This is a genomic window from Sphingomonas sp. CCH21-G11, assembly GCF_001555965.1.
Lineage (GTDB): Bacteria > Pseudomonadota > Alphaproteobacteria > Sphingomonadales > Sphingomonadaceae > Sphingomonas.
On record NZ_LSHX01000027.1, the window covers coordinates 1 to 24270 of the forward strand.

Sequence of the window (24270 nt, forward strand, 5' to 3'; positions counted from 1 at the left end):
GGGCGCTGCAGCTTGGGGTTGCGCGCGTCCTTCGATACGCGCCCCTTCGACTGCCTGCCAAGGCAGGCGCTCAGGACAGGCTTCGCCAAGCTAAGTCGCTATTCAGGATGAGCGGGTGTGGGGTCAGATTGAAGCCAAAAAAGGACCGCTCATCCTGAGTAGCCGCTGAGCGAAGTCGAAGCGGCGTATCGAAGGACGCGCGCACCCCCAGCCCCGATCACCCCCGCGCCGCGTTCGCCGCGCTGATGACCGCGCGCACGCTGGCGGTGGCGACATCCTCGTCGATGCCGACGCCCCAGTGGGTGCGGCCGTCGCCATCGATGCACTCGACATAGGCGGCGGCGCGCACGTCCGATCCCTTGCCGATCGCGTGCTCGCTATAGTCGGCCACGTCCAGCTCGATCCCGCACGCCTCGCGCAGCGCCGCGACGACGCTGGAAATCAGGCCGTTGCCGCGCCCGCTGACCGACCGGCGCTCGCCCGCCACGACGATGCATCCGGCAAAGATGCGGTCGCCATCGGGTGCGCGGGTTTCCTCATAAGCTTCCAGCGTGATCGGCTGTGCGCCGTCCAGCCGATAGGCGCGCTCGAACGCGCCCCAGATGTCGTCGGCATTGAGCTCGCGGCTGGTCGCATCCGCCAGCGCCTGAACATGGCGGCTGAAATCGGCCTGGAGCCGCTTGGGCAGCTTCAGCCCCTTGTCCTGTTCCAGCACCCAGGCGACGCCGCCCTTGCCCGATTGCGAATTGACGCGGATCACCGCCTCGTAACTGCGGCCGAGATCGGCGGGATCGATCGGCAGATAGGGCACGTCCCAGACCTGGTCGTTGCGCGCCGCCTGCGCGGCAAACCCCTTCTTGATCGCGTCCTGGTGGCTGCCCGAAAAAGCGGTGAACACAAGTTCGCCGGCATAGGGGTGGCGCGGATGGACGGGCAGCTGGTTGCAATATTCGACCGTGCCGATCACCGCGTCGATGTCGGAGAAATCCAGGCCCGGGTCGATCCCTTGGGTGTACATGTTGAGCGCCAGCGTCACGAGGTCGCAATTGCCGGTGCGCTCGCCATTGCCGAACAGGCAGCCCTCGACCCGGTCAGCCCCCGCCATCAAACCCAGCTCCGCCGCCGCGATGCCGGTGCCGCGGTCATTATGCGGGTGCAGGCTCAGCACCACGCACTCCCGATTACGGATGTGGCGGCCGAACCATTCGATCTGGTCGGCATAGATATTAGGCGTCGCGCATTCGACGGTGGCGGGCAGGTTGAGGATCAGCGGATGATCGGGCGTCGGGCGCAGCACCTCCATCACCGCCTCGCACACCTCCAGGCTGAAATCGAGTTCGGCGGTGGAGAAGGTTTCGGGCGAATATTCGAAATGCCAATCGGTATCGGGCTGGGCGGCGGCGCAATCGCGCAGGATCTTTGCTCCCGTCACCGCGATCTCGCGCACTTCATCGCGGCTCATCCCGAACACGATCCGCCGCCACGCCGGGCTGACCGCGTTATAGAGGTGGACGATCGCGCGCCCGGCCCCGCGCAGGCTTTCGAAGCTGGTCTCGATCAGGTCGCGGCGCGACTGCGTCAGCACCTGCACCGTCACGTCGTCGGGAATGCGCCCGTCGCGGACCAGGCCGGAGATGAAGTCGAACTCGGTCGCGCCGGCCGAAGGGAACCCGACCTCGATCTCCTTGATGCCGATGCGGACGAGCAGGTCGAAGAAGCGGGTCTTCTTCTCCGCATCCATCGGGTCGATCAGCGCCTGGTTGCCGTCGCGCATGTCGGTCGACAGCCAGCGCGGCGGCGCGGTGATGGTGCGCGAAGGCCATTGCCGGTCGGGCAGGTCGACCTGTGGGAAGGGGCGATATTTGACGGACGGGTCGCGGAGCATGGTCGGCGGCTCTTTTCGCTGGCGTTGGGTTCGGTCGGCGGCGTTTCACCCTCAAGGGGGACGCGCAACCGCGCTACCCCCTCAAGGGCAGGTAAGCAGCAGGGCGAACAGCTTCGGCGCAACGATCATGCGCGGGTGATGGCGCAGGCGACGGATGATGTCCAGTGGAGAGTGGGGCGTAAGTCTGAAATGGCCGTCATGCCAGCGCAGGCTGGCATCTCGTGCCGCAGGTCGCGCGTGGGTGGCTTGAGGCCCCAGCTTTCGCTGGGGCGACGTCGAAACGGCCTCGGTTGCCGGGTGGGGCCTGTCCGCGCGATCTCCGCCCGCCAGGCCCCTGCCACCTCACTGCTTTTCGAACGCGACGCTGATGTCCAGTTCGACCTCATCGCCGACCAGGGGAATGCCATAGCTGACGCCAAAGTCGGAACGCTTGATCGTCGTCTCGGCCTCGAAGCCGACGGTTTCCTTCTTGTTGTAGGGGTTGGTGCCCGCGCCGACGAACTCGGCCTCCAGCGTCACCGGCTTGGTCACGCCGTTGAGCGTCAGATTGCCGGTGATCTCGGCCTCCATGCCGTTCACCTTGACCGCGGTGGAGACGAAGCGGGCAGGGGCCGGGCTGGGGCCGAAGAAGTCGGGCTTGCCGCCGTCCTTGCCCGCGCGCAGCAGATGCTCGGTCAGCCCCTTGCTGGCCGTGGTGACGCCCGCGACGGGGATCGTCACATCGACCTTGGCTGCCGCCGGGTTCTTGGGATCGAGCACCAGCGTTCCGGCGACATCGCCAAAAATGCCGTAATAATCGTTGAAGCCGAAGTGGTTGACCTCAAAGCCGATCAGCGAATGCGACGGGTCGGTCGCATAGGTGCCGCCGGTGATGCGGCTGGCATCCTGTGCGCCGGGCGCCTGGGGCGTGGACTGGCCAACCAGCGGCGTGGCGACGGCAAGGGCGATGACGGCAGTCAGGATCGGACGCATGGAGGTTTCCCCGTTTGGTGAAAGACGTAAGGGAAATAGGGGCTGGTGGGGAAGATGTGAACCGTGCGGTGTGGAAACCGACCGTTTCGGGGTAGTTGGACTGAGGCATGTCTGACCGATCGGTGCGACGTCCCCGTCGTGAAATCAATCAAAAACCTGTGTCTCGCGCGCCATGTTTAACTATAGATTCAATGTAATATGGTGGCCACGCGATTCCCAAGTGGACCTCTGTTCCGATAGGATTAAATAGTCGACCGGTGTACATACCGAAGAAAAAAGAGCGTCCATTATTACCGTGATAACCAAATACATGTCGATCACGATCCCAGGGATATGATCTTTTGATTATCGGAGCTCCCGACATGCCGGGGCGTGAAGCTGTATCAATCAACCAATAGGGCCGGATCGACCGATCAATCAGCCATTCAGAAGCTAGGCTTCCCCTCTTCCAAATCGGAAGTTTTGACTCATCAATGCCGAGGGGGAAGCCTAGGATATATACGTCTTGCCCAACGGCAATTCCATCCCATTCACTCGGTAGCTTATTTATGGGATAAGCGGTTGCATCGATTGGACATTCGATTGGCAAAACAGCAATGTCGACATCTGAGCCTTTTTCCGCGTCAACAAGCCATAGAGGCTCTCCTGATTCATCTCGTATGGGAATGGTCCAAGCCGCTTTCCGACCGATTGGCGGCTTTGTCAGATTCCACCAAACTGTAATGAAGTTAGGCTCTGCTAACGTAGGAGAGATATGCTTCTTATCTTCAAAATTGCGACCAGACAGGCAATGCCAAGCAGTTATCAAAAAAAGTTGGTCTTCTTCTTCAAAAAAGAACGCCGTTCCCGTCGAAAGAAGTTGCTCATTGAACTTCATTTCAATGGGAACCGAAGATAGGGAATACCAGTCAAATTTTGTTGGCTGATTGAGGTCCATATTTCCGCTCCAAAAAAGTGCGCGATAGGTAATCGCTGAGCAATGGACAGCTGTGTTAGTTCCGCTCGCGGTCCACCAGCTTGTTCGCGCCGATCCACGGCATCATCGCGCGCAGTTCGCTGCCGACCTTCTCGATCGGGTGGGCGGCGGCGGCCTTGCGGGCGGCCTTCAGCTCCGGCTGGCCGGCGCGGTTGTCGAGGACGAAGTTCTTGACGAAGCGCCCCGACTGGATGTCGGCGAGCACGCGCTTCATCTCGGCCTTGGTCTCCGGCGTGATGATCCGCGGGCCGGTGGTGATGTCGCCATATTCGGCGGTGTTGCTGATCGAATAGCGCATGTTGGCGATGCCGCCTTCATAGAGCAGGTCGACGATCAGCTTGGTTTCATGGAGGCACTCGAAATAGGCCATTTCGGGCGCATATCCCGCCTCGACCAGCGTTTCGAACCCGGCCTGGATCAGGTGGGTGATGCCGCCGCACAGCACCGCCTGTTCGCCGAAAAGGTCGGTTTCGCACTCTTCCTTGAAATTGGTTTCGATGATGCCCGAACGCCCGCCGCCGACGCCGCTGGCATAGGCAAGCGCCACATCATGCGCGTTGCCGCTTGCGTCCTGGTGGATCGCGATCAGGCAGGGGACGCCGCCGCCGCGGACATATTCGCTGCGCACCGTGTGGCCGGGGCCCTTGGGCGCGATCATGATGACGTCGATGTCGGCGGGCGGCTCGATCAGCCCGAAATGGACGTTGAGGCCGTGGGCGAACGCGATCGCGCTGCCCGGCTTCATCCGTCCCTTGATGTCGTTCTCATAGATCGCGGCCTGATGCTCGTCGGGGGCGAGGATCATCAGGATGTCGGCCCAGGCGGCAGCATCGGCGGTCGACATGACCTTGAACCCTGCATCGGTTGCCTTGCGCGCGGTCGCCGAGCCTTCGCGAAGGGCGACCGCGACATTTGCCACGCCCGAATCGCGCAGATTCTGGGCATGGGCATGGCCCTGGCTGCCATAGCCGACGATCGCGATGTTCTTGCCCGTGATCAGGTTCAGGTCGGCGTCACGATCATAATAGACACGCATGGTAGGTCTGCTCCCTGTGGCACGTCCCTCGACTTCGCTCGGGACGAACGGTGATGGTATTGAGACTTCGTTCGTTTCGAGCGAAGTCGAGAAACGTGAGATGGCTGCGACGGATCGGGCTCAGGCGGCTTCGTTCCCCCGCGAAATCGCGACGATGCCGGTGCGGGCGATCTCGATCAGGCCGACTTCGCGCATCAACTCGACGAACTTGTCGATCTTTTCGGTGCCGCCGGTCACTTCGAACACGAAGCTGGAGATGGTCGCGTCGACCACGCGGGCGCGGTACACTTCGGCCAGCCTCAGCGCCTCGATCCGCATGTCGCCGGTCCCACGCACTTTCACGAGCGCCAGCTCGCGCTCGACATGCGGGCCCATCACGGTCAGGTCGCTGACCTTGTGCACCGGCACCAGCCGCTCGAGCTGGGCGACGATCTGTTCGAGCACCGACGCGCTGGCCGAGGTGACGATGGTGATGCGGCTGACCGAATCATCGTCGCTGATCTCGCTGACCGTCAGGCTTTCGATGTTGTAGCCGCGCGCGGTGAACATGCCGGCGATCCGCGCCAGGATGCCGGGCTCGTTGTCGACGAGGACGGCGAGGGTGTGCCGCTCGCGCAGTTCTTCCTTGATGTGCATGTTATTCTCCAGCTCCTCCCCGAGCTTGCTCGGGGAGGTGGCGGCGCGAAGCGCTGACGGAGGGGCGTCGGCGCAGCCGGCGAGCTGCGCTCGCGGCCCCTCCACCGCTCTGCGAGCGGTCCCCCTCCCCGAGCAAGCTCGGGGAGGACCTGTCCATCCAATCCATCATCACACCAGCGCCTTGGCTTCGTCGTCCATTTCGCCCGAGACTTGGGCGGCACCCAGCAGCATGTCGGTGTGCGCCGCGCCGCTGGGAATCATCGGGAAGCAGTTGGCGAGCTTCGCCACCCGGCAATCGACGATCACCGGCCCGTCATGCGCGAGCATGTCGGCGATCCCCGCATCGAGCTGGTCGCGCTGCTCGATCAGGATGCCCTTCCAGCCATAAGCCTCGCCCAGCTTCACGAAATCGGGCAGGCTGTCCGAATAGCTCTCGGCATAGCGCGACTGATAGGTCAGCTCCTGCCACTGGCGCACCATCCCCATATATTCGTTGTTGAGGATGAAGATCTTGACCGGCAGGCGATATTGCGTCGCCGTCGCCAGTTCCTGGATGTTCATCTGGATCGACGCTTCGCCGGCAATGTCGATGACCAGCGCATTCGGGTTGCCCAGCTGCGCGCCGATCGCGGCGGGCAGGCCATAGCCCATGGTGCCCAGGCCGCCGCTGGTCAGCCATTTGTTGGGCTGTTCGAAATGGAAATGCTGTGCCGCCCACATCTGGTGCTGGCCGACTTCGGTAGTGATGATCGGGTCGCGGTGGCGGGTCGCTTCCCACAGCGCCCGGATCGCGCGCTGCGGCATGATATCGGTCCCGCGCTCATCGAATTCCAGGCAGCGTTTGGCGCGCCAGCCGTCGATCCGCGCCCACCATTCGGCCAGATCGGGCTTGGGCAACTGCCGCGTTTTCCAGATGCGGACCATGTCCTCCAGCGCGTGGCCGACATCGGCGACGACGGCCAGGTCGACGCGCACCACCTTGTTGATCGACGAGCGGTCGATATCGATGTGGATCTTGCGGCTGTGCGGGCTGAACGCATCCAGCCGCCCGGTAACGCGATCGTCGAAGCGGCTGCCGAGCGCGACGATCAGGTCAGCCTTGTTCATCGCCATATTGGCTTCATAGGTGCCGTGCATCCCCAGCATCCCCAGCCATTGCGGCGAGGAAGCGGGGAGGGCACCCAGCCCCATCAGCGTGGAGGTGACCGGCGCGCCGGTGATCCGGGCGAGCTCGCGCAGCAGTTGCGAGGCACCGGGCCCCGAATTGATGATGCCGCCGCCGGTGTAGAGGATCGGGCGCTCGGCCGCCGCGATCATCTCCACCGCCGCCTCGATCGCGGCGCGGTCCGCCTTCACCTGCGGGCGATAGGTCTTGTGCTGGATCGGTCCGGGCTTGGCATAGCGCGCGGTCGCGACCTGAACATCCTTGGGGATGTCGACCACCACCGGGCCGGGACGGCCCGAGGTCGCGATGTGGAACGCTTCATGGATCACGTCGCCCAGCCGCGCCGGATCCTTCACCAGGTAATTATGCTTGGTGCAGTGGCGCGTGATGCCCACCGTGTCGGCCTCCTGAAATGCATCGGTGCCGATCAGCGTCGTCGGGACCTGTCCCGTGATGACGACCATCGGGATCGAATCCATCAGCGCGTCGGTGATGCCGGTGACCGCATTGGTGGCGCCGGGGCCGGAGGTGACCAGCACGACGCCGGGCTTGCCGGTCGACCGCGCATAGCCCTCCGCGGCATGGGTCGCGGCCTGTTCGTGACGGACCAGGATGTGGCGGATCCGCTTCTGCTTGAACAGCGCATCGTAGATCGGGAGCACCGCGCCGCCGGGATAGCCGAACACGACCTCCACACCGAGGTCGCACAACGCCTCGATCAGGATGTCGGCTCCGCTCTTCTCCGCCACGTCGGGTCTCCAATAACCGGGCAAAACCGCCTTGCCGGCGCGTTTAGCACAAAAGTGAGCGGCGCTGCTAACCGCATTAAAAATGCGCGTCAACCGTTAAATTTGTAATCTTCTTTCAAATTCGATCTGCGATGTTGTCGGATCCGCGTGCGAGATGCGCGGCCATTCAGGCGGCGGCTGGTGGCGGAACCAGGTGTATTGGCGCTTGGCATATTGGCGGGTCGCGGCCTGCGCGCGGGCGAGTGCGGTCGCGCGGTCGATGCGCCCCGCCAGCCATTCCGCGATTTCGGTCACCCCGATCGCGCGGCGCACCGGCGCGCTCGCGGCGACGTCGGGACGGGCGATCAGCGCGCGCACTTCGTCGACCGCGCCACCGTCGAACATCGCCGCCAGCCGCCGGTCGCAGCGTTCGGCGAGCCAGGCGCGCTCGGGCAGCAATATCGACGCGACGATCGCCACGCGTCCGCCGATGCCGCCCACCCGGTCCGCCTGCCATGCACGCAGCGGCCGTCCGGTCGCACGTACCACCTCCAGCGCGCGGGCGACGCGGGTCGTGTCGGTCGCGCGCAGCAGTGCCGCGCCCGCCGGGTCGAGCCGTGCCAGTTCGGCATGCGCCGCCGCGACGGGCAGCGCGCGGACCTCGGCGCGCAGCTCGGGCGGAATGTCGGGCACCGGCGCAATGCCGTCGATCAGGGTGCGTAGATACATGCCCGTTCCGCCGACCAGGATCGGCAACGACCCGGCGGCGATCGCCGCGTCGATCGCGGCGGCGGCTTCCGCGGCCCATTGCGCCGCCGAATAGGGCTGCGCACCGTCGACATGCCCGAACAGCCGGTGCAGGGCCTGTGCCTCCTCCGCGACGGTGGGGCGCGCCGACAGGACGCGCAGGTTGCGATAGACCTGGGCGGAATCGGCGTTGATGATCGTGCCGCCGGTGCATTTCGCCAGTTCGAGCGCAAGCGCGGACTTGCCGCTGGCCGTCGGCCCTGCAATGAGCGCGACTTTAGGGGGTTCAAGGGAAGGTGCGATGTTCATCGCGACCGTGATAGCAGCGGCCGGCGTTCATGCGGGCGATATTTCGGAACTGCGCGACCGGCTGCACGACGCCGGCTGCGGGCCGGTCGACTGGGGCTGGATCGACGACGGGATCGCCGCCGACATCGCGTTCGGGCTGGCCCCCGATGCGGCACGCGTCGCGCTGGAGGGCGCGATCGCGCGGTCGGACATCGTCGTTCAGCCCGCGCATGGCCGGCGCAAGCACTTGCTGGTCGCCGATATGGATTCGACGATGATCACCGTCGAATGCATCGACGAGCTGGCCGACTATGCGGGGCTGAAGGCGGAGATTTCCGCCGTTACCGAGCGCGCGATGCGCGGCGAACTCGATTTCGAGGCCGCGCTCGATTCACGCGTCGCGCTGCTCGCCGGGCTTGAGGAGGGGACGATCGACGAATGCCTCGCCGACCGGGTGGAGGTCATGCCCGGCGCGGTCGAACTGGTGCGCACGATGCGCGGCTGGGGCGCGGTGACGGTGCTGGTCTCCGGCGGCTTTACGCGGTTTGCCGAGCCGGTCGGGGCGACGATCGGCTTCGACCGCGTGATCGCCAACCGGCTAGAGATTGCGGACGCAAAGCTGACGGGCCGGGTGCTTCGCCCGATCGTCGATGCGCGCGTGAAGGAACAGGTGCTGCTCGACACCGCCGCCGCCGAACGGCTCGATCGCCCGGCCACGCTTGCGGTCGGCGACGGGGCGAACGACCTGCCGATGCTGCGCGCGGCGGGGCTGGGGATCGCCTATCACGCCAAGCCGGTGGTCGCCGCCGAAGCGGATGCGCGGATCGGTCACCACGACCTGACCGCCTTGCTCTACGCGCAGGGCGTGCCCCGCGCGCAATGGGTGGAATGAAGCGGGTTCAGGGCCTGACGGGCAGGCAGGGGGTGCCGGTCGCCTTCACCGCTGTGCACGCCGCCCCGGCCTCGCTCGCCCCGGCGAACGGGCCGACCTGAAGCCGGGTCACGCCGCCCGATGCGACATAGCTGGGCGTTCGGCCGGCAAATGGCGCGACCTGCCCCGACAGCCGGCCCCATAGCGCGCGCGCGTTGGCGGCGTCCTTGAACGCGCCGAGCTGGACCCGCCACGCGCCCTGCGCCGATAGCGGCGCGGCCGATGCTGTGGTCGCGGGGACCTTTCCCGGTGGCTTTGGCGCGGCCGCCAGTCCGATCGCCGGCGTACCTATCGCGCGTGCCTTGCGCGGCCCGCGGCCGGGCAAAGTCGCGGCGAGCTTGAGCGCGCGCTGGCGCTCCTGCACCGACAGATACAGGTCCATCTGATCCAGCGTCGTCGCGGCCTGTGGCAGGTTGGTGTCGCCCGCGCGCAGCACCAGGGCATAGGCGCGGACCCAGTCCTTCGCCACGCCCTCGCCGTTGAAATACATGGTGCCCAGCACGAATTGCGCGCGCGGCTCGCCCCGGCTGGCGGCGCGGTCGAGCCAGGTCACCGCGTCGGCGAAGCGGTCGCGCTGATGCAGCGCCAGGCCGTACATCTCCTCGGCCTTCTGATGCCCCTGCAGCGCGGCGCGGCGATAATAGTCCTCCGCCTGGTTCAGGTCCGCGGGCACGCCGCGGCCGAGCTTATACGCCTGGGCCAGATTGAACTGCGCGTCCGCGTCGCCGGCGTCGGCCAGGGGGCGCCACGCCTGGACGGCTGCGGAATAATCGCCACGCTCCCACGCATCGACGCCCGCCTTGACGGCCTCGGGACCGCCTGCCTGGGCGCGTCCGGCGACCGGCACCATGGCCGATATGACCAGCGCCGTCGCCAGCATCGCCGTCCGCCCGTGCTTCATCGCTGCCGCTCCCGTGCCGTCGCGCATCCTTTATTCCGGATAAACCGGCATTGGCAAAGAATTGGTAAGCGGCATGCAAACGCCATTAACGGCTTTTTATCATCCCGCATGGCAAGCGAGCATCTGGATAGCCAATATCAGGGGTTCCGATGCGAGTTTTGGCGATGGCGTCGCAAAAGGGGGGATCGGGCAAGACCACCCTTTCCGGGCATCTAGCCGTTCAGGCCCAGCTGGCCGGGGCGGGGCCCGTCGTTCTGATCGACATCGATCCGCAGGGTTCGCTGTCCGATTGGTGGAACGAGCGCGAGACCGAATTTCCGGCCTTTGCCCAGACCACGGTCGCGCGGCTGGCCGCCGACCTCGAGGTGCTGCGCCAGCAGGGCTTTCGCCTGGCGGTGATCGACACGCCGCCCGCCATCACCATGGCGATCCAGAGCGTGATCCAGGTCGCCGAACTCATCGTCATCCCGACGCGTCCCAGCCCGCACGACCTGCGCGCCGTCGGCGCGACCGTCGATCTGTGCGAGCGTGCGGGCAAGCCGCTGATCTTCGTGGTCAACGCCGCCACGCCCAAGGCCAAGATCACCTCGGAAGCCGCCGTCGCGCTGTCGCAGCACGGTACCGTCGCCCCGGTCACCATTCATCACCGCACCGATTTCGCCGCGTCGATGATCGACGGGCGCACCGTCATGGAAATCGACCCCAATGGCCGGTCGTCGCAGGAAGTGATCGCGCTGTGGAGCTACATCTCCGACCGGCTCGAAAAGAATTTCCGCCGTACCGTGTTCGCCGCGCCCGTCGCGCATGGCGCGGGCTTCGGCAATGTCCGTCAGGCCGCCGGCTTCGGCCGGCGCGTGGTCAGCTAAAGGGTCAGGATGATGTTCGGTAGTTCCAAACCCGCTGCTTCGCTGTCCTCCGGGCTGCTCGCCCGCAAGGGCCAGGCGCGCCCGGCCATGCGTCCCCAGGGCTTTGTCGGCTTTCCTGCCAACGGCACGCTCGAAGATCTGGGCTGGAACGACATGGGCGGCGAACCCGCCCCGGTCGCGCAGCCCTTTGCCCCCGACATGCTGCCGCCGGTCGATCCGGAAGCCGCACCGCTGCCCCAGGTGCTGCGCCAGCGCGCGTCGCTGAAGGCCGAATTCGACGCCGCCGCAGCCGATGAAGCCGGCGAGGACGACGTCGTTGCCGACACCGCATTCGCGTCGCTCGACCGCGCGCTCGCGCCCCGCCCGGTGCCGGTGGAAATGCCCGCCGAAGTTGCCGCGGTGCCGACGCCGGAATTGCGGCCGGTCTCGCTCAACACCGCCGCGCGCATCAAGCGCGAGACGGTGACCAAGCAGGCGAAGGCGGCGTTCACGCTGCGCCTCGATGCCGAACGGCACCTGCGCCTGCGGCTCGCCTCCGCCGTGCGCGGCGCGTCGGCGCAGAAGCTGGTGACCGAGGCGCTGGACCAATTCCTGGCGGCGCTGCCCGAAGTGGACGCGCTGCTCGACCAACTGCCCACCGGCAAGGATCGCAAATCGAGGGGGAAGGCATGAAGTCCCGTACGCTGTTCTCCAGTGCCCTGACGGCGCTGGTCCTGGTTGCGCCGGTCGGGGTGATGACCGGCATCGGCGTCATCGCCCAGGCGAGCGACCAGAGTGCCGAGGCCCGGATGAAGATGGCCGCCGTCGCGGTGGAAAAGGCCGAAAAGGCGCTGGCCAAGGGCCGGACCGACCTGGCCATCCGCCATGCGGAAAGCGCGGTCGCCTATGTGCCGACCAACCCGGCCTATCGCATGCTGCTCGGCCAGTCCTATCTGTCGGGCGGGCGCTTTGCCTCGGCGGCGCAGACCTTCAACGACGTGGTCCAGCTTGATCCCGCCAACGGGCGCGCCGCGCTGCACCTCGCGCTTGCGCAGACCGCGCTCGGCGATTGGGTCGCGGCGCGGTCGACGCTGGAAACGCACGCGACGCTGATCTCGCCGACCGACCGGGGCCTCGCGCTCGCGCTCGCCGGCGATCCCGGCACCGCCATCGCCATTCTGGGCGAAGCCGCGCGCGCGCCCGACGCCGATGCGAAGGTGCGCCAGAATCTCGCGCTGTCGCTGGCGCTCGCCGGCCGCTGGGCCGAAGCCCGCGCGGTCGCGGCGTTCGATGTGCTGCCCGGCGAACTCGACAAGCGCATGCTCGAATGGGCCAGCTTCGCGCGTCCCCAGACTGCGGCGGACCAGGTCGCGACGCTGCTCGGCGTGACCCCGGCGGCGGACCAGGGCCAGCCGGTCCAGCTTGCGCTGGTGACGAGCGGACCCGCACTGGCCGTCACCATGCCGGCCGACGAAGTCGCTGCCGAAGCGCCGGCGCCGGTCGATGCCGCGCCCGTCGACATCGCACCGGTCGCGGTTGCGGTCGCGCCAGTTGCGGAGCCTGCGCCGGTCGAAACCGGCACTGCGGCTGCGGTCTCGGACCAGCCCGCAATCGTCTTCGCGCCGCGTCAGGAGGTCGTCCAGACGATCAAGCCCGTCGCCGCTGTCCGCCCCGCGCGCGTCGCTGCTCCGGCCAAGCCGGTGCTGTCGGTCGGCGCGATGGCCGCCAAGCCGGCCGCGCCGCGCAGCTTCGCCTCGGGCACTTTCTATGTTCAGCTCGGCGCGTTCGACAACGCCGCGGTCGCGCAGGATGCGTGGCGGCGGATGAACCGGCGCCACGCCGCGCTGGGCAAGCTGACCCCGCATGAACATCAGGTCGAACTGAACGGCACCAGCTTCTATCGCCTGTCGGTCGGCGGCTTCACGCGCGGCGATGCCGACGCGCTGTGCCGGACGATCCGGGCGCGGGGCGACCGCTGCTTCGTGCGCGGCACCACCGGCGAAAAGGCGGCGAGCTGGCACAAGGGCTTCGCGCTCGCCAGGCGGGGATGACACTGTCGGCGGGCCGGTCAGCCGCCGGCTCGTCCCGACCTTGCGTGCCGGGTTTTCGCTAGCCGCGCGCGTCGAACGCGCCGCCCTTCATCACCTTGAGCACGCGACCCTGGACGGGCAGGCCGTCGAAGGGCGTGTTGCCTGCCTTGGCGACCATCTGGTCGGCGTCGATCAACCACGGCGCGTCCGGATCGACCAGAATGAGGTCTGCGGGCTGGCCGGGGGCGAGCGTGCCGGTGTCGAGCCCCAGGATGCGCGCGGGATTGCGCGCCAGCAGCGCGAACAGCCGCTCCATCGTGATCACGCCGTCGCGCACGAAGCCCAGGCCCAGCGCGAGTAGCGTTTCGGCCCCCGCCGCACCTTCGGCCGAATCCGCGAATGGCAGCCGCTTCTGCTCCGGCCCGCGCGGGTCGTGGCCCGATGTCAGCACGTCGATCGTCCCGTCGGCCAGCGCGGCAATCGCCGCCTGCCGGTCGCTCTCGTCGCGCAGCGGCGGCGACAGATGCGTGAAGGTGCGGAAATCGCTCATCGCGATGTCGGACAGCAGCAGGTGCGCGGGCGTGATGCCACAGGTGACCGCGATGCCGCGCGCCCGTGCCGCGCGGATCAGATCGAGCCCGCGCGCGGTCGTCACCTGGCGGAAATGGATGCGCGCCCCGGTTTCCTCCGCCAGCATCAGGTCGCGGGCGATCGCCAGCGCCTCGGCGATCGCGGGCGCGGCGGGCAGGCCCAGACGGGTCGCCGTCTCGCCCGCCGTCGCCACGGCTGCACCGGCCAGCCCGCCATCCTCGGCATGCGCGATCACGGTCAGCCCGACATCGCGGGCATAGCCGAGCACGCGGCGCATGACGCCCGCATCCGCGATCCAGCGCCGCCCGGTCGCGACCGCGCGCGCGCCCGCATCCGCATTGATCGCCATTTCGGCGAGGTCGGTGCCGTTCAGTCCACGCGTCGCCGCCGCGATCGGGTGAACCCAGATCTCCGGCTTGCCCATCGCCGCGCCGCGCTGGATGATGCCGGGATCGTCGAGCACCGGCGACTGGTCGGGCATCAAGCCGACGCGCACGATTCCGCCCGCACGGAACGCCGCCTTGTCGATCGCGAACACGCCCAGATCGACGATCGCGGGCGCGAGCAGCTTGCCCCGGCAGTCGATGGTTTCGGCTTCAGCCTTTCCAGCCTCAAAAGAGCCGTTGGTTTCGAGCGAAGTCGAGAAACCTGAGCCGGGCATACGTTTCTCGACTTCCGCCTCCGGCGGAAGTTTATCCTGAGCGCCCGCCCTGCGGGCAGTCGAAGGGCTCGAAACGAACGGGGTCTTCAGGATCATGTCTTCCTGGACTACCAGCTCACCCGCGTGCACCCCGCCGTCGGGACAAACCAGTGTGGCATTCGTAAAGCGAACCGCGCTCATGCCCAGCCCTCCACGCCGCGCGCGCGGCGGGTCAGCACGTCCAGGCACGCCATGCGCACCGCCACCCCCATTTCGACCTGCTGGGTGATCGCCGATCGCGACGCGTCGTCGGCGACGCTCGAATCGATCTCGACCCCGCGGTTCATTGGACCCGGATGCATGACCAGCGCATCGGGCCGCGCGCGCGCCAGCCGTGCCGGGGTCAGGCCGTAGCGGAAATGGAACTCGCGCGTCGACGGCACGAACCCGCCGTTCATCCGCTCGTTCTGCAGGCGCAGCATCATCACCACGTCCGCCCCGTCGAGCGCGGCGTCGAAATCATGGTGCGCCGTCACTCCCATGCGCGCCACTCCCTCAGGCATCAGCGTCGACGGCGCGACGACATGGACGTCGGCGGCGAGCGCGGTCAGCGCCAGGATGTTGGAGCGCGCGACGCGGCTGTGGCGGATATCGCCGCAGATCACGACGCGCTGTCCCGCGATCGATCCCTTGCGCCGCCGGATGGTCAGGGCATCGAGCAGCGCCTGGGTTGGGTGCTCGTGCCAGCCGTCGCCTGCGTTGAGCACGGGGCAGTCGACCTTGTCCGCGATCAGCTGCACCGCGCCCGAACTGCCGTGGCGGATGACGATCACGTCGGCGCGCATCGCGTTGAGCGTGACCGCGGTGTCGATCAGCGTTTCGCCCTTCTTCACGCTCGACTGCGCGGCGTGCATGTTGACGACGTCGGCGCCCAGCCGCTTGCCCGCGATCTCGAAGGACAGGAGCGTGCGCGTCGAGTTTTCGAAGAACGCGTTGATCTGGGTGATGCCGTCGAGCCGCCGGTCGGATGCCGCGCGCGCGCGGTTCGCCTCGACCCATTGTTCGGCCTCGTCGAGCAGGAACATGATCTCGTGCGGCTGCAGACCCTGGATGCCCGTCAGATGCCGGTGCGGGAACGCCGCGCTGCCGTTCAGGACCGTGCCGGGGCGATGATCGGAATGCTGCATCAGGGCGGTCATCTAGCCGATGGCACCCGCAAGTAAAGCGGCCGCGGCCGCCCCACGCGTGATGTCACCCCGGGGTCGACCCGGGTTCCCACTGTTCGTTGCGCCGGATCAGGCAGCGGGACCCCGGCGCAAGGCCGGGGTGACGCGCTTTGATTCCGACGATGGCCCCATGCCTCAGCGGTCAAGCGAGCCGCTGGCCAGCCCGTCGATCGCACCCTGCAGGATATAGGCGGCGGCGTGGTTGTCGACGCGCTCGGCGCGCTTGGCGCGGCTCATGTCCTGTTCGATCATCGCGCGCTCGACCGCGACCGTCGACCAGCGTTCGTCGCACAGCAGGATGGGAAGGCCAAGCGCGGCGAGGTTGCGCGCGAACGCCCGTGTCGACTGGCTGCGCGGCGATTCGCTGCCGTCGAGGTTGAGCGGCAGGCCGATGACGATGCCCTTGACCGACTGTGCGGCGATGATCCGCGCAATCGCCGCCTGGTCGGCGGTGTACTTGGTCCGGCGGATCAGCTCGGCGGGGCTGGCGAAGCTCCAGCCCGCGTCGCACAGCGCCGTCCCGATCGTCCGGCTGCCCACGTCCAGCCCGATCAGCCGGCCCCCGTCGGGCAGCGCCGCCAGGAACGCGGCGCGATCGGTCGTCGGTGTCATCGCGCAAACACCTTCAGCCGCCGGTCGGCATCGGCGCGGACATTCGCCCAGAACAGGCTGTAGTCGAACACATGATAATTGTTGCCGGGCAGCACATAGGGGCCCAGTTCCGGCGGCTCCCCGATCAGCAGGACGCCGCGCTCGGCGCAGCGCGCGGGCACGCGCCCCGGCGCGATCGTCGCACTCTTCAGGTCGTCGGAGGCGAACAGCGTGCCCAGATTGGCGTTGGCGGGCGCGGCATCCCCGGCATTTCCCGTGATCGGGTTGGTGCAGATCATCGGCGTGCCCCGGCGCGGCTGGCCGTCAAAGCCCGTCGTCGCATCGAAGGTGTCGAGGATCAGCGACGGATCGGCCGGTTCGCCGAAGCTTTGCCATGACAGGATGCAGTTGGCCTGTTCGGCGCGGCGGCATTCGGCAAGCCCCAGCGCCGGCAGGTCGGTCGTGCGCGACACCGGCCAGCCGACGACATAGGCCGCGACCACGCGGCGCGCGAGCGGCGTGCCCGCCACCCGGTCCTTGAGCAGGCGGGTCAGGTGCAGCGCCCCCTGACTATGCCCGGCCAGGATGATCGGGCGGTCGGGACCGGCTTCGCGCACGAACTGGCTGAACGCCGCGTCGATGTCGCCATAGGCCAGGTCGAGCGCCGCCTGCGCGTCCGCCGCGCTGGTCAGGAATGCGCCGAACGTCGCCTGGCGATAGCGCGGTGCCCAGATCGCACCGGCGGCATTGAACGCGCTCGCCTGGCCGCGCAGGAACGTCGCTGCCAGATCGTTGGCGCGCGCGTCGTCGAGCGGCGCGTTCCAGCGGCTGCGGTCGAGATAGGAGGTCGGGTGGATGAAGAAGACCGCGGCCGGCGCATCGGTCGCGGGCCGATAGCCCTCGGGCGTCCACAGGGCCGGATTGCCCGGCTGGTCCGGCCGCGCGATCCACAGGCGGGCATCGGCATAGGCGTTGGTCTCGACGCGCGGCAGCGCCTCGAACCGGGCCGAGGGAACCAGCGCGAAACGCGTCAGCTGGACCCCGAACAGGCGATAGGCAAAGGCGGCGGCGAGCGTCAGCACGATCAGGATGGCGACCACGTAGAGGAATTTGCGAGCCAAGCCGGCTTCTCCATTGTGCGATGCAGCATCGGTGCTGCCGGGGCAATTGCGGTTGCGCGACTGATGGTTGCTGGTCATGCAACTGTCCAGACCGACTTTGGTCGCCGGCACATCGGGTAAGGAGGGAGCGGAGGGGATGAACGAAGCCGATCGATCCGCGCAATCGACGCCGGCATGGCCGGCGCGCACGCCGTTGCTTGCCGGGCTGGGGCTGGCGACTGGCCTGACCGCGCATCGCATTGTCGAGGCCTCAGGCCAAAACCCCGGTGCCGTCGCGATCGGCTGGTTCAGCTTTGTCGTGGTTGCTGCCGCTGTCATCGGCTTCACGATCGATCGACCGCGCGGCGTTGCGTCATTGCTGTTCGGCCTGGGGTGCGGCGTCATCGCCGGCCTGATCGCCGCATTGAACGGCCCGACCGAGAGCTGGAGCGCGAGCGAAGGCTGGCGGATGGTCAGCGGGGCGCTGGCGATCGGCATCGCCGCGCCGCTGTTTCAGGCAAGCACGCGGCAGGGGCGCGGGTGGCCGTCGATTGCCGTCCAGTCGGTCCACGATCATGCCTGGACCAACGCGGTGCTGTTCGCCGGCAGCTGGGTGTTTGTCGGCATCGCGTTCCTGCTGCTGCTGGTGGTCAGCGAGCTGTTCCACCTGATCGGCATCGATCTGCTGCGCGATTGGCTGCGCGACAACGCGGTCGTGGCTGCGCTGGTCGGCGGCGCGTTCGGCGCGGGGCTGGGGCTGTTGCGCGATCAGGACCGGGTGGTGCGCCTGCTCCAGGCGGTGGTGCGCAACGTGCTGGCGGTGCTGGCCCCGATGCTGGGCGCGGCGTTGCTCATTTTCCTGGGCGCGCTGCCCTTCACGGGCGTCGATGCGTTGTGGGAAGCTTGGGGATCGGCGGCAACCTTGCTGCTTGCCTGCGCGGTCGCGGCGCTGGTGCTGGTCAATGCGGTGATCGGCAACGCGCCGGAGGAGGAAGCGCGCAACCGCGCGCTGCGGTTCGGCGCGATCGCGCTCGGCATCGTCATGCTGCCGCTGGCGCTGCTCGCCGCCTTCGCGATCGGCCTGCGCGTCCATCAATATGGCATCACGCCCGACCGGCTATGGGCGATCAGCTTCGCCACGCTCGCCAGTGCGTACGGCCTTGCCTATCTGGTGACGCTGGTCCGCGCGCGCACGGCGTGGATGGCGGCGCTGCGCCGCGCCAATCTGCGCCTGGCGATCGGCACTGCGCTGTTCGCGCTGCTGCTCGCGACCCCGCTGGCCGGCTTCAACGCGATCGCGACGCGCGACCAGATCGCCCGGCTGGAATCGGGCAGGGTGCGCGCGGACCAGTTCGACTGGACGGCGCTGCGCTTCGATTTCGGCGCACCGGGGCGTCGTGCGCTCGAACGGCTGGCCAGGGGACCCGACAAGGCGCTGGCGGCGCGGGCCGCGGCCGCGCTGGGCCAGACCAGCCGCTACGCGGCGGCTCAGGACGCGCAGCGTCGCGCGAGCACCGCGTCGATGGCTCGCCGGGTGCGAGTCCTGCCCGCCGGGACCGCGCTGCCCGACGGGTTGCGCGATCGCCTGGCCGATATCGGCGACTGCGGCTTCGACACCGCGCGCTGCACCGTGCTGTTCGTCTCACCGCGCGAGGCGCTGGTCCTCCCCGACGGCTGCATCTCGGGGCCCGCGACCATTGCGGCGTGCGACGCGACGCGGCTGGAACGCAATCCCGGCGGCTGGGCGGTCGCGCCGATCCGCCCCGTCGCCGGCGCCGGTGCCGCGCCCGGCAGCCTCGCCCGCGACTATCGCGCCGGGCGGCTGGAAGTCCGCCGGGTCGAGCGCCGCCAGCTCTTCATCGGCGACCAGCCGGTCGGTGCCGCGTTCGAGTGACGCTTTGGCGTTGCGCCGCCCCCGCGGCCGGTGCTAGCCGCTCGGGCCATGTCCGTAGATATCTCCACCGTCAAACGGGTCGCCGGGCTCGCCCGCATCGCGATCACCGATGATGAAGCCGCGCGCCTCGCGCCTGAACTCGCCAACATCCTGGGCTGGATCGAGCAGCTGAGCGAAGTCGACTGCACCGGCATCGAACCGATGACCGCGGTCATCCCCAACACGCTGCGGCTGCGCGATGATGTCGTCACCGACGGTGATTGCCGCGACGCGGTGCTCGCGAATGCGCCCCAGGCCGAACACGGCTTCTTCGCAGTGCCGAAGGTGATCGAATGACCGACCTCACCGATCTCGGCATCGCGGCGCTGCGCGACGGCATCCGCCTAGGCAATTTCAGCGCGCGCGAAGTCGCCGACCAGTTCATCGTCAAGGTCAGCAAGGCCAAGCCGCTCAACGCGTTCCTTGTTGAAACCCCCGATCACGCGCTCGCCGCCGCGCGTGAGGCCGACGCGGCGCGCGCGGCGGGTGAGGTGCTGAAGCCGCTCGCCGGCGTGCCGATCGGGATGAAGGACCTGTTCTGCACCAGGGGCGTGACCTCGACCGCGGCCAGCCACATCCTCGAAGGTTTCAAGCCGACCTATGAATCGACGGTCAGCCAGAAATTGTGGGATGCCGGCGCGGGCATGCTGGGCAAGCTCAACATGGACCAGTTCGCGATGGGATCGTCCAACGAAACCAGCGCGTTCGGCAATGTGGTCAGTCCCTGGCGACGCAAGGACGGCGGCAATGCCCCGCTGACCCCCGGCGGATCGTCGGGCGGCAGCTCGGCGGCGATCGCGGCGCGGCTGTGCCCCGGCGCCACCGGCACCGACACCGGCGGCTCGATCCGCCAGCCGGCCGCGTTCACCGGCATTGCGGGGATCAAGCCGACCTATGGCCGCTGCTCGCGCTTCGGCATCATCGCCTTTGCCTCCTCGCTCGACCAGGCGGGACCGATGGCGCGCGATGTCCGCGACTGCGCGATCCTGCTCAGGGAAATGGCAGGGTTCGATCCGCGCGACGCGACTTCGCTCGACGTCGCCGTGCCCGACTGGGAGGCCGCGCTGTCGCCCAGCCTGGCGGGCAAGCGCATCGGCATCCCGAAGGAGTATCGCGTCGACGGCATGCCCGCCGCGATCGACGCCTTGTGGCAGCAGGGCATCGCCTATGCCCGCGATGCCGGAGCCGAGATCGTCGAGGTCTCGCTGCCCCACACCCGCTACGCGCTGCCGGCTTACTACATCATCGCGCCGGCGGAGGCGTCGTCCAACCTCGCCCGTTATGACGGGGTGCGCTATGGCCAGCGCGACCTGCCTGATGGCGCGGGGTTGCAGGACATGTATGCCGCCACCCGCGCCGCCGGCTTCGGCGATGAGGTCAAGCGGCGCATCATGATCGGCACCTATGTGCTCTCGGCCGGCTTCTACGACGCCTATTATACCCAGGCGCAAAAGGTCCGCGCGCTGATCGCCCGCGATTTCGAGCGCGTGTGGGACCAGTGCGACCTGCTGCTCACCCCGACTGCGCCGTCATCGGCCTTTGCGTTGGGGGAAAAGTCCGCCGATCCGATCGCCATGTATCTGAACGACGTCTTCACCGTCCCGTCCTCGCTCGCCGGCCTGCCGGCGATGAGCGTGCCGGCCGGGCTGGACGAGGCCGGGCTCCCGCTGGGCCTCCAGATCATCGGCAAGCCGCTCGACGAACAGGGCGTGCTCAACGCCGGCCTCGCGATCGAGCAGCGCGCGGGCTTCGTCGCGCGGCCGGACGCGTGGTGGTAATGGCGATGGCGAGGTGTTACCTTGGTAACACCGGAGACTGAAGCCATGAACGCGCAAAGCAAGATCGAGCATGAGACGCTGGTCAACATGACCAGCAAGGGTCAGGTGCTGATCCCGAAAGAGGTTCGTGAAAAGAACGGGCTGATCCCCAACAGCCCGGTACGGGTAGGGATCAACGACCGCGGCGAGACGGTTGTGCTGCCCGGTAATCCGGAGCCAGCCGAAACGCTCGAGGAGCGCACCGCGCGCATTCGTGCCGCGATCGAAAGTGTCCGTGGCAGTATCGACCTGGGCGGCATGACGACGGACGAATATATGCGCGAAATCCGTGGCGATTGGGAGCCGTGATCCTTGTCGACTCGAATGTCCTGATCGACGTGTTCGATGCCAATCAACCTTGGCATCACTGGTCCGCGGGCACGCTGAGCATCACAGCCGCGGCCGATGGCATTGGGATCAACGCCATCATCGTCGCCGAAGTCGCACCGCGCATGCACTCGCTGGCGATGTTTCACGACCGTATCGGGCGGATCGGTGCCGAAATCCTCGATCTGACGCCCGAAGCCGCCTTCGCTGCGGGCCGCGCTTTCGATCTTTATCGGGCGCGACGTCGCGAAAAATCGGTGAAATCCGGTGCGGTCCTGCCTGATTTCTTTATCGGCGGCCACGCCACGGTATTAGGTGCGTCGATCTTGACCCGTGACCCACGCTTTTACCGCAGCTATTTCCCCGAATTGACCCTCATCACCCCAGAGACCCAGCCATGACCGAGACCGCCACCACCTCCACCTACCGCATCCCCGGCGCGACCGGCGACTGGGAAGTCGTGATCGGGCTGGAGGTCCACGCCCAGGTCACGTCCAAGGCCAAGCTGTTTTCCGGCGCGGCCACCGATTTCGGGGCGGAACCGAACACGCAGGTGTCGCTGATCGACGCCGCAATGCCCGGGATGCTGCCGGTGCCCAATCGCGAATGCATCCGCCAGGCGGTGCGCACCGGCCTCGCCATCGATGCGCAGATCAACAAATGGTCGCGCTTCGACCGCAAGAACTATTTCTACGCCGATCTGCCCCAGGGATATCAGATCAGCCAGCTCTATCACCCGCTGGTGGGCGAGGGTGCGCTGACCATCGACGCGGATGAAAAGGCCGGGATTGCCGCGCCCAAGCGCATCTGCATCGAGCGCATCCATGTCGAGCAGGATGCGGGCAAGCTGATGCACGATCAGCATCCGACCCGTTCCTATGTCGACCTCAACCGCTCGGGCGTCGCGCTGATGGAAATCGTCAGCCGCCCCGACATGGCGTCGCCGGCGGAGGCGGGCGCCTATCTTTCCAAGCTCCGCTCGATCCTGCGCTATGTCGGCTCGTGCGACGGCAATATGGACCAGGGATCGATGCGCGCCGACGTCAATGTCAGCGTGCGCAAGCCCGGCGATCCGCTGGGCACGCGCACCGAGACCAAGAACGTCAACTCGGTCCGCTTCGTCATGCAGGCGATCGAGCATGAGGCGCGCCGCCAGGTCGACGTGCTCGAATCGGGTGGCACGATCGTCCAGGAGACCCGGCTGTTCGATCCCGACAAGGGCACGACCCGGTCGATGCGGTCGAAGGAGGACGCGCACGACTATCGCTATTTCCCCGATCCCGACCTGCTGCCGCTCGAACTCGACGATGCGTTCATCGCGGAATGCCGCGCGTCCCTGCCCGAACTGCCCGACGCCAAGCGCGCGCGATACGAAGGGCTGGGCATCACGCCCTACAACGCCGCGGTGCTGACCGCCGATGTCGAGACCGCGCGCTGGTTCGACGCGCTGCTCGATGCGGGCGCTGCGCCGGTTCAGGCGGCGAACTGGGTCGGTGCCGAGCTGTTCGGCGCGCTCAACCGGCTTGGCAAGGAAATTGAGGAAAGCCCGGTAAGCCCCTCTCAGGCAGCCGAATTGCTTGGACTGATCGCCGACGGCACGCTGTCGAATACGCTCGCCAAGCAGGTGTTCGAGATCATGCTGGAAACCGGCCAGGATGCCGGCGCGATCGTCGAAGAGCGTGGCCTCAAGCAGACCAGCGACACGGGCGCGATCGAGGCGGAAATCGCCAAGGTGATGGCCGCCAATGCCGACAAGGTCGCCGAATATCGCGGCGGCAAGGACAAATTGTTCGGCTTCTTCGTCGGCCAGACGATGAAGGCGATGGCGGGCAAGGCCAATCCCGCGGTGGTGAATGAGTTGCTGAAAAAGGCGCTGGACGGCTGAGCGTGAGCCCCGGCCCCTCGGGTCGCTTGCGAAGGTTGAAGGGTTGCGCGTGCTGCCCAGTGGATGCCGGAACAAGTCCGGCGTGACGGACGGGCTTTGGTAACCTCCCTTCACCGTCACCCCGGCCTTGTGCCGGGGTCCACTGCGCCGACTGCGCGGTGGGCTGATGTTTTGCACTGTCCTTCAAGCCGGTGACGTGGCTAGGCTTGGGACCGCGATTTGCATGACATTCTGCCTAACCCGATCCCGGAGCCCGGAAATGACTCGCCACAGCCCGCAACTTCCGCAACTTCGCCGGCGTGCCCTTGTCGCCTTCGCCACGTTTGCGTCGCTTTTCGGCTGTGCCTTCGCGGTCGCCCAGGACGCACCGACGCCGCCCACGCCACCCTTGCCCCGCGTCCTCATCGAAACCAGCGTCGGCACGATGACGGTCGAGGCGGACGTGGTGCACGCGCCGGTCACGGCGGGCGATTTTCTGAAATATGTCGCGCAGAAGCGGCTGGACGGCGTCGTCTTCTATCGCGTCGTCAAGGTTCAGGACCAGTTCGGCTTCGTCCAGTTCGGGCCGCAGGGCGACCCCAAACGCGTGCTGCCGCCGATCAAACATGAGCCGACGACGCAGACGGGCCTCAGCCACACCGACGGCGTGCTGTCGGTCGCGCGGCTGGAGCCGGGCACGGCGCGGGGCGAGTTCACGATCATGGTCGGCGACCAGCGACGCGGGCTCGACGCCGGCAATGGCGCGCCCGCCGACAATCTCGGCTATGCCGCCTTCGGCCGCGTGGTCGAGGGGCGCGAGGTGCTGGTCCGCATCCTCGACACCCCGGTCGATCCCGAAAAGAACAGCCGCGGCGCATTCAAGGGCGAGATGCCCGGCGATCCGGTGCGGATCATCCGCGCGGTGCGCCTCGCGACGCCGGCCAGCGCGCCCGCGCGCTAGGCGATCGGCTGGCCCGGTGCCGGGCCTGGAATCGTCGGCGCGGGGTCGGGCACATCGATGTCTGTCTCTTATACACATCT

General features: G+C 67.4%; 23 protein-coding genes. 11 read left to right on the forward strand and 12 right to left on the reverse strand.

Annotation, left to right across the window (positions count from 1 at the left end; translation table 11 throughout):
* Positions 1-217: 217 nt before the first annotated feature.
* From leuA to miaA, 7 genes are all read right to left on the reverse strand, one after another.
* Positions 218-1885 carry a 2-isopropylmalate synthase gene (leuA, locus tag AX676_RS06020; protein WP_066477558.1) on the reverse strand — a complete coding sequence of 556 codons (1668 nt, stop codon included), beginning with the start codon at positions 1883-1885 and terminating at the stop codon, positions 218-220.
* Positions 1886-2227: 342 nt separating this feature from the next.
* Complete coding sequence (locus AX676_RS06025) at positions 2228-2857, reverse strand: YceI family protein (RefSeq protein ID WP_066477559.1); 630 nt, start codon at positions 2855-2857, stop codon at positions 2228-2230.
* Between the two features lie 148 nt (positions 2858-3005).
* A complete protein-coding gene (locus AX676_RS17060) occupies positions 3006-3794 on the reverse strand; it encodes a S1 family peptidase (RefSeq protein ID WP_082730993.1) in 789 nt (262 codons plus the stop codon).
* Between the two features lie 55 nt (positions 3795-3849).
* Entirely contained in the window at positions 3850-4869 is a 1020-nt protein-coding gene (ilvC, locus tag AX676_RS06030) for a ketol-acid reductoisomerase (RefSeq protein ID WP_066477560.1), read from the reverse strand.
* Positions 4870-4989: 120 nt separating this feature from the next.
* Complete coding sequence (ilvN, locus tag AX676_RS06035; RefSeq protein ID WP_066477563.1) at positions 4990-5505, reverse strand: acetolactate synthase small subunit; 516 nt, start codon at positions 5503-5505, stop codon at positions 4990-4992.
* A gap of 168 nt (positions 5506-5673) precedes the next feature.
* Entirely contained in the window at positions 5674-7419 is a 1746-nt protein-coding gene (locus AX676_RS06040; protein ID WP_066477566.1) for an acetolactate synthase 3 large subunit, read from the reverse strand.
* Between the two features lie 96 nt (positions 7420-7515).
* Positions 7516-8454 carry a tRNA (adenosine(37)-N6)-dimethylallyltransferase MiaA gene (gene miaA, locus AX676_RS06045; protein ID WP_066477569.1) on the reverse strand — a complete coding sequence of 313 codons (939 nt, stop codon included), beginning with the start codon at positions 8452-8454 and terminating at the stop codon, positions 7516-7518.
* Here miaA and serB point away from each other — a divergent pair.
* Entirely contained in the window at positions 8447-9325 is an 879-nt protein-coding gene (gene serB / locus AX676_RS06050; protein WP_066477573.1) for a phosphoserine phosphatase SerB, read from the forward strand. The genes miaA and serB overlap by 8 nt on opposite strands.
* A 7-nt stretch (positions 9326-9332) precedes the next feature.
* Here the strand turns inward: serB and AX676_RS06055 are convergent, their stop codons facing one another.
* Positions 9333-10292 carry an SPOR domain-containing protein gene (locus AX676_RS06055; RefSeq protein ID WP_066477576.1) on the reverse strand — a complete coding sequence of 320 codons (960 nt, stop codon included), beginning with the start codon at positions 10290-10292 and terminating at the stop codon, positions 9333-9335.
* 122 nt (positions 10293-10414) lie between these two features.
* Here AX676_RS06055 and AX676_RS06060 point away from each other — a divergent pair, with 122 nt between their 5' ends.
* The 3 genes from AX676_RS06060 to AX676_RS06070 are packed head-to-tail and all read left to right on the forward strand — an operon-like array spanning position 10415 to position 13161.
* On the forward strand, positions 10415-11131 hold the full coding sequence (locus AX676_RS06060) for a ParA family protein (protein ID WP_066477579.1): 717 nt from the start codon (positions 10415-10417) through the stop codon (positions 11129-11131).
* A 9-nt stretch (positions 11132-11140) separates the two neighbouring features.
* Positions 11141-11803 (forward strand): hypothetical protein, encoded by a 663-nt coding sequence (locus AX676_RS06065; RefSeq protein ID WP_443026028.1) that lies wholly within the window; start codon positions 11141-11143, stop codon positions 11801-11803.
* Complete coding sequence (locus tag AX676_RS06070; protein WP_066477581.1) at positions 11800-13161, forward strand: SPOR domain-containing protein; 1362 nt, start codon at positions 11800-11802, stop codon at positions 13159-13161. The genes AX676_RS06065 and AX676_RS06070 overlap by 4 nt, the downstream gene beginning before the upstream one ends.
* A 58-nt stretch (positions 13162-13219) precedes the next feature.
* On the opposite strand, the gene AX676_RS06075 is transcribed toward AX676_RS06070, so the two are convergent.
* The 4 genes from AX676_RS06075 to AX676_RS06090 all read right to left on the reverse strand — a co-directional run bounded on the left by AX676_RS06075 (position 13220) and on the right by AX676_RS06090 (position 17309).
* Positions 13220-14392: a dihydroorotase gene (locus AX676_RS06075; protein ID WP_082730994.1), complete on the reverse strand. Its 1173-nt coding sequence runs from the start codon at positions 14390-14392 to the stop codon at positions 13220-13222.
* Between the two features lie 176 nt (positions 14393-14568).
* The gene (locus tag AX676_RS06080) at positions 14569-15558 is read right to left on the reverse strand and encodes an aspartate carbamoyltransferase catalytic subunit (protein ID WP_066477615.1); all 990 of its coding nucleotides are present in this window, start codon (positions 15556-15558) and stop codon (positions 14569-14571) included.
* Positions 15559-15732: 174 nt separating this feature from the next.
* Complete coding sequence (ruvX, locus tag AX676_RS06085) at positions 15733-16209, reverse strand: Holliday junction resolvase RuvX (RefSeq protein WP_066477585.1); 477 nt, start codon at positions 16207-16209, stop codon at positions 15733-15735.
* On the reverse strand, positions 16206-17309 hold the full coding sequence (locus tag AX676_RS06090) for a DUF3089 domain-containing protein (protein WP_066477619.1): 1104 nt from the start codon (positions 17307-17309) through the stop codon (positions 16206-16208). Before AX676_RS06090 ends, ruvX begins: the two co-directional genes overlap by 4 nt.
* A gap of 136 nt (positions 17310-17445) precedes the next feature.
* On the opposite strand from AX676_RS06090, the gene AX676_RS06095 reads away from it, so the two are divergent.
* The 7 genes from AX676_RS06095 to AX676_RS06125 all read left to right on the forward strand — a co-directional run bounded on the left by AX676_RS06095 (position 17446) and on the right by AX676_RS06125 (position 24190).
* A complete protein-coding gene (locus tag AX676_RS06095) occupies positions 17446-19182 on the forward strand; it encodes a DUF4153 domain-containing protein (protein WP_066477587.1) in 1737 nt (578 codons plus the stop codon).
* 48 nt (positions 19183-19230) lie between these two features.
* Positions 19231-19518 (forward strand): Asp-tRNA(Asn)/Glu-tRNA(Gln) amidotransferase subunit GatC, encoded by a 288-nt coding sequence (gene gatC / locus AX676_RS06100; RefSeq protein ID WP_066477589.1) that lies wholly within the window; start codon positions 19231-19233, stop codon positions 19516-19518.
* Positions 19515-20999 carry an Asp-tRNA(Asn)/Glu-tRNA(Gln) amidotransferase subunit GatA gene (gatA, locus tag AX676_RS06105; protein WP_066477591.1) on the forward strand — a complete coding sequence of 495 codons (1485 nt, stop codon included), beginning with the start codon at positions 19515-19517 and terminating at the stop codon, positions 20997-20999. The genes gatC and gatA overlap by 4 nt, the downstream gene beginning before the upstream one ends.
* A 45-nt stretch (positions 21000-21044) precedes the next feature.
* Positions 21045-21347 carry an AbrB/MazE/SpoVT family DNA-binding domain-containing protein gene (locus AX676_RS06110; RefSeq protein ID WP_066477593.1) on the forward strand — a complete coding sequence of 101 codons (303 nt, stop codon included), beginning with the start codon at positions 21045-21047 and terminating at the stop codon, positions 21345-21347.
* On the forward strand, positions 21344-21766 hold the full coding sequence (locus AX676_RS06115; protein ID WP_066477594.1) for a type II toxin-antitoxin system VapC family toxin: 423 nt from the start codon (positions 21344-21346) through the stop codon (positions 21764-21766). Before AX676_RS06110 ends, AX676_RS06115 begins: the two co-directional genes overlap by 4 nt.
* Positions 21763-23250 (forward strand): Asp-tRNA(Asn)/Glu-tRNA(Gln) amidotransferase subunit GatB, encoded by a 1488-nt coding sequence (gene gatB, locus AX676_RS06120; protein ID WP_066477598.1) that lies wholly within the window; start codon positions 21763-21765, stop codon positions 23248-23250. Before AX676_RS06115 ends, gatB begins: the two co-directional genes overlap by 4 nt.
* A gap of 259 nt (positions 23251-23509) precedes the next feature.
* Positions 23510-24190 carry a peptidylprolyl isomerase gene (locus AX676_RS06125; RefSeq protein ID WP_082730996.1) on the forward strand — a complete coding sequence of 227 codons (681 nt, stop codon included), beginning with the start codon at positions 23510-23512 and terminating at the stop codon, positions 24188-24190.
* Positions 24191-24270: the final 80 nt, after the last annotated feature.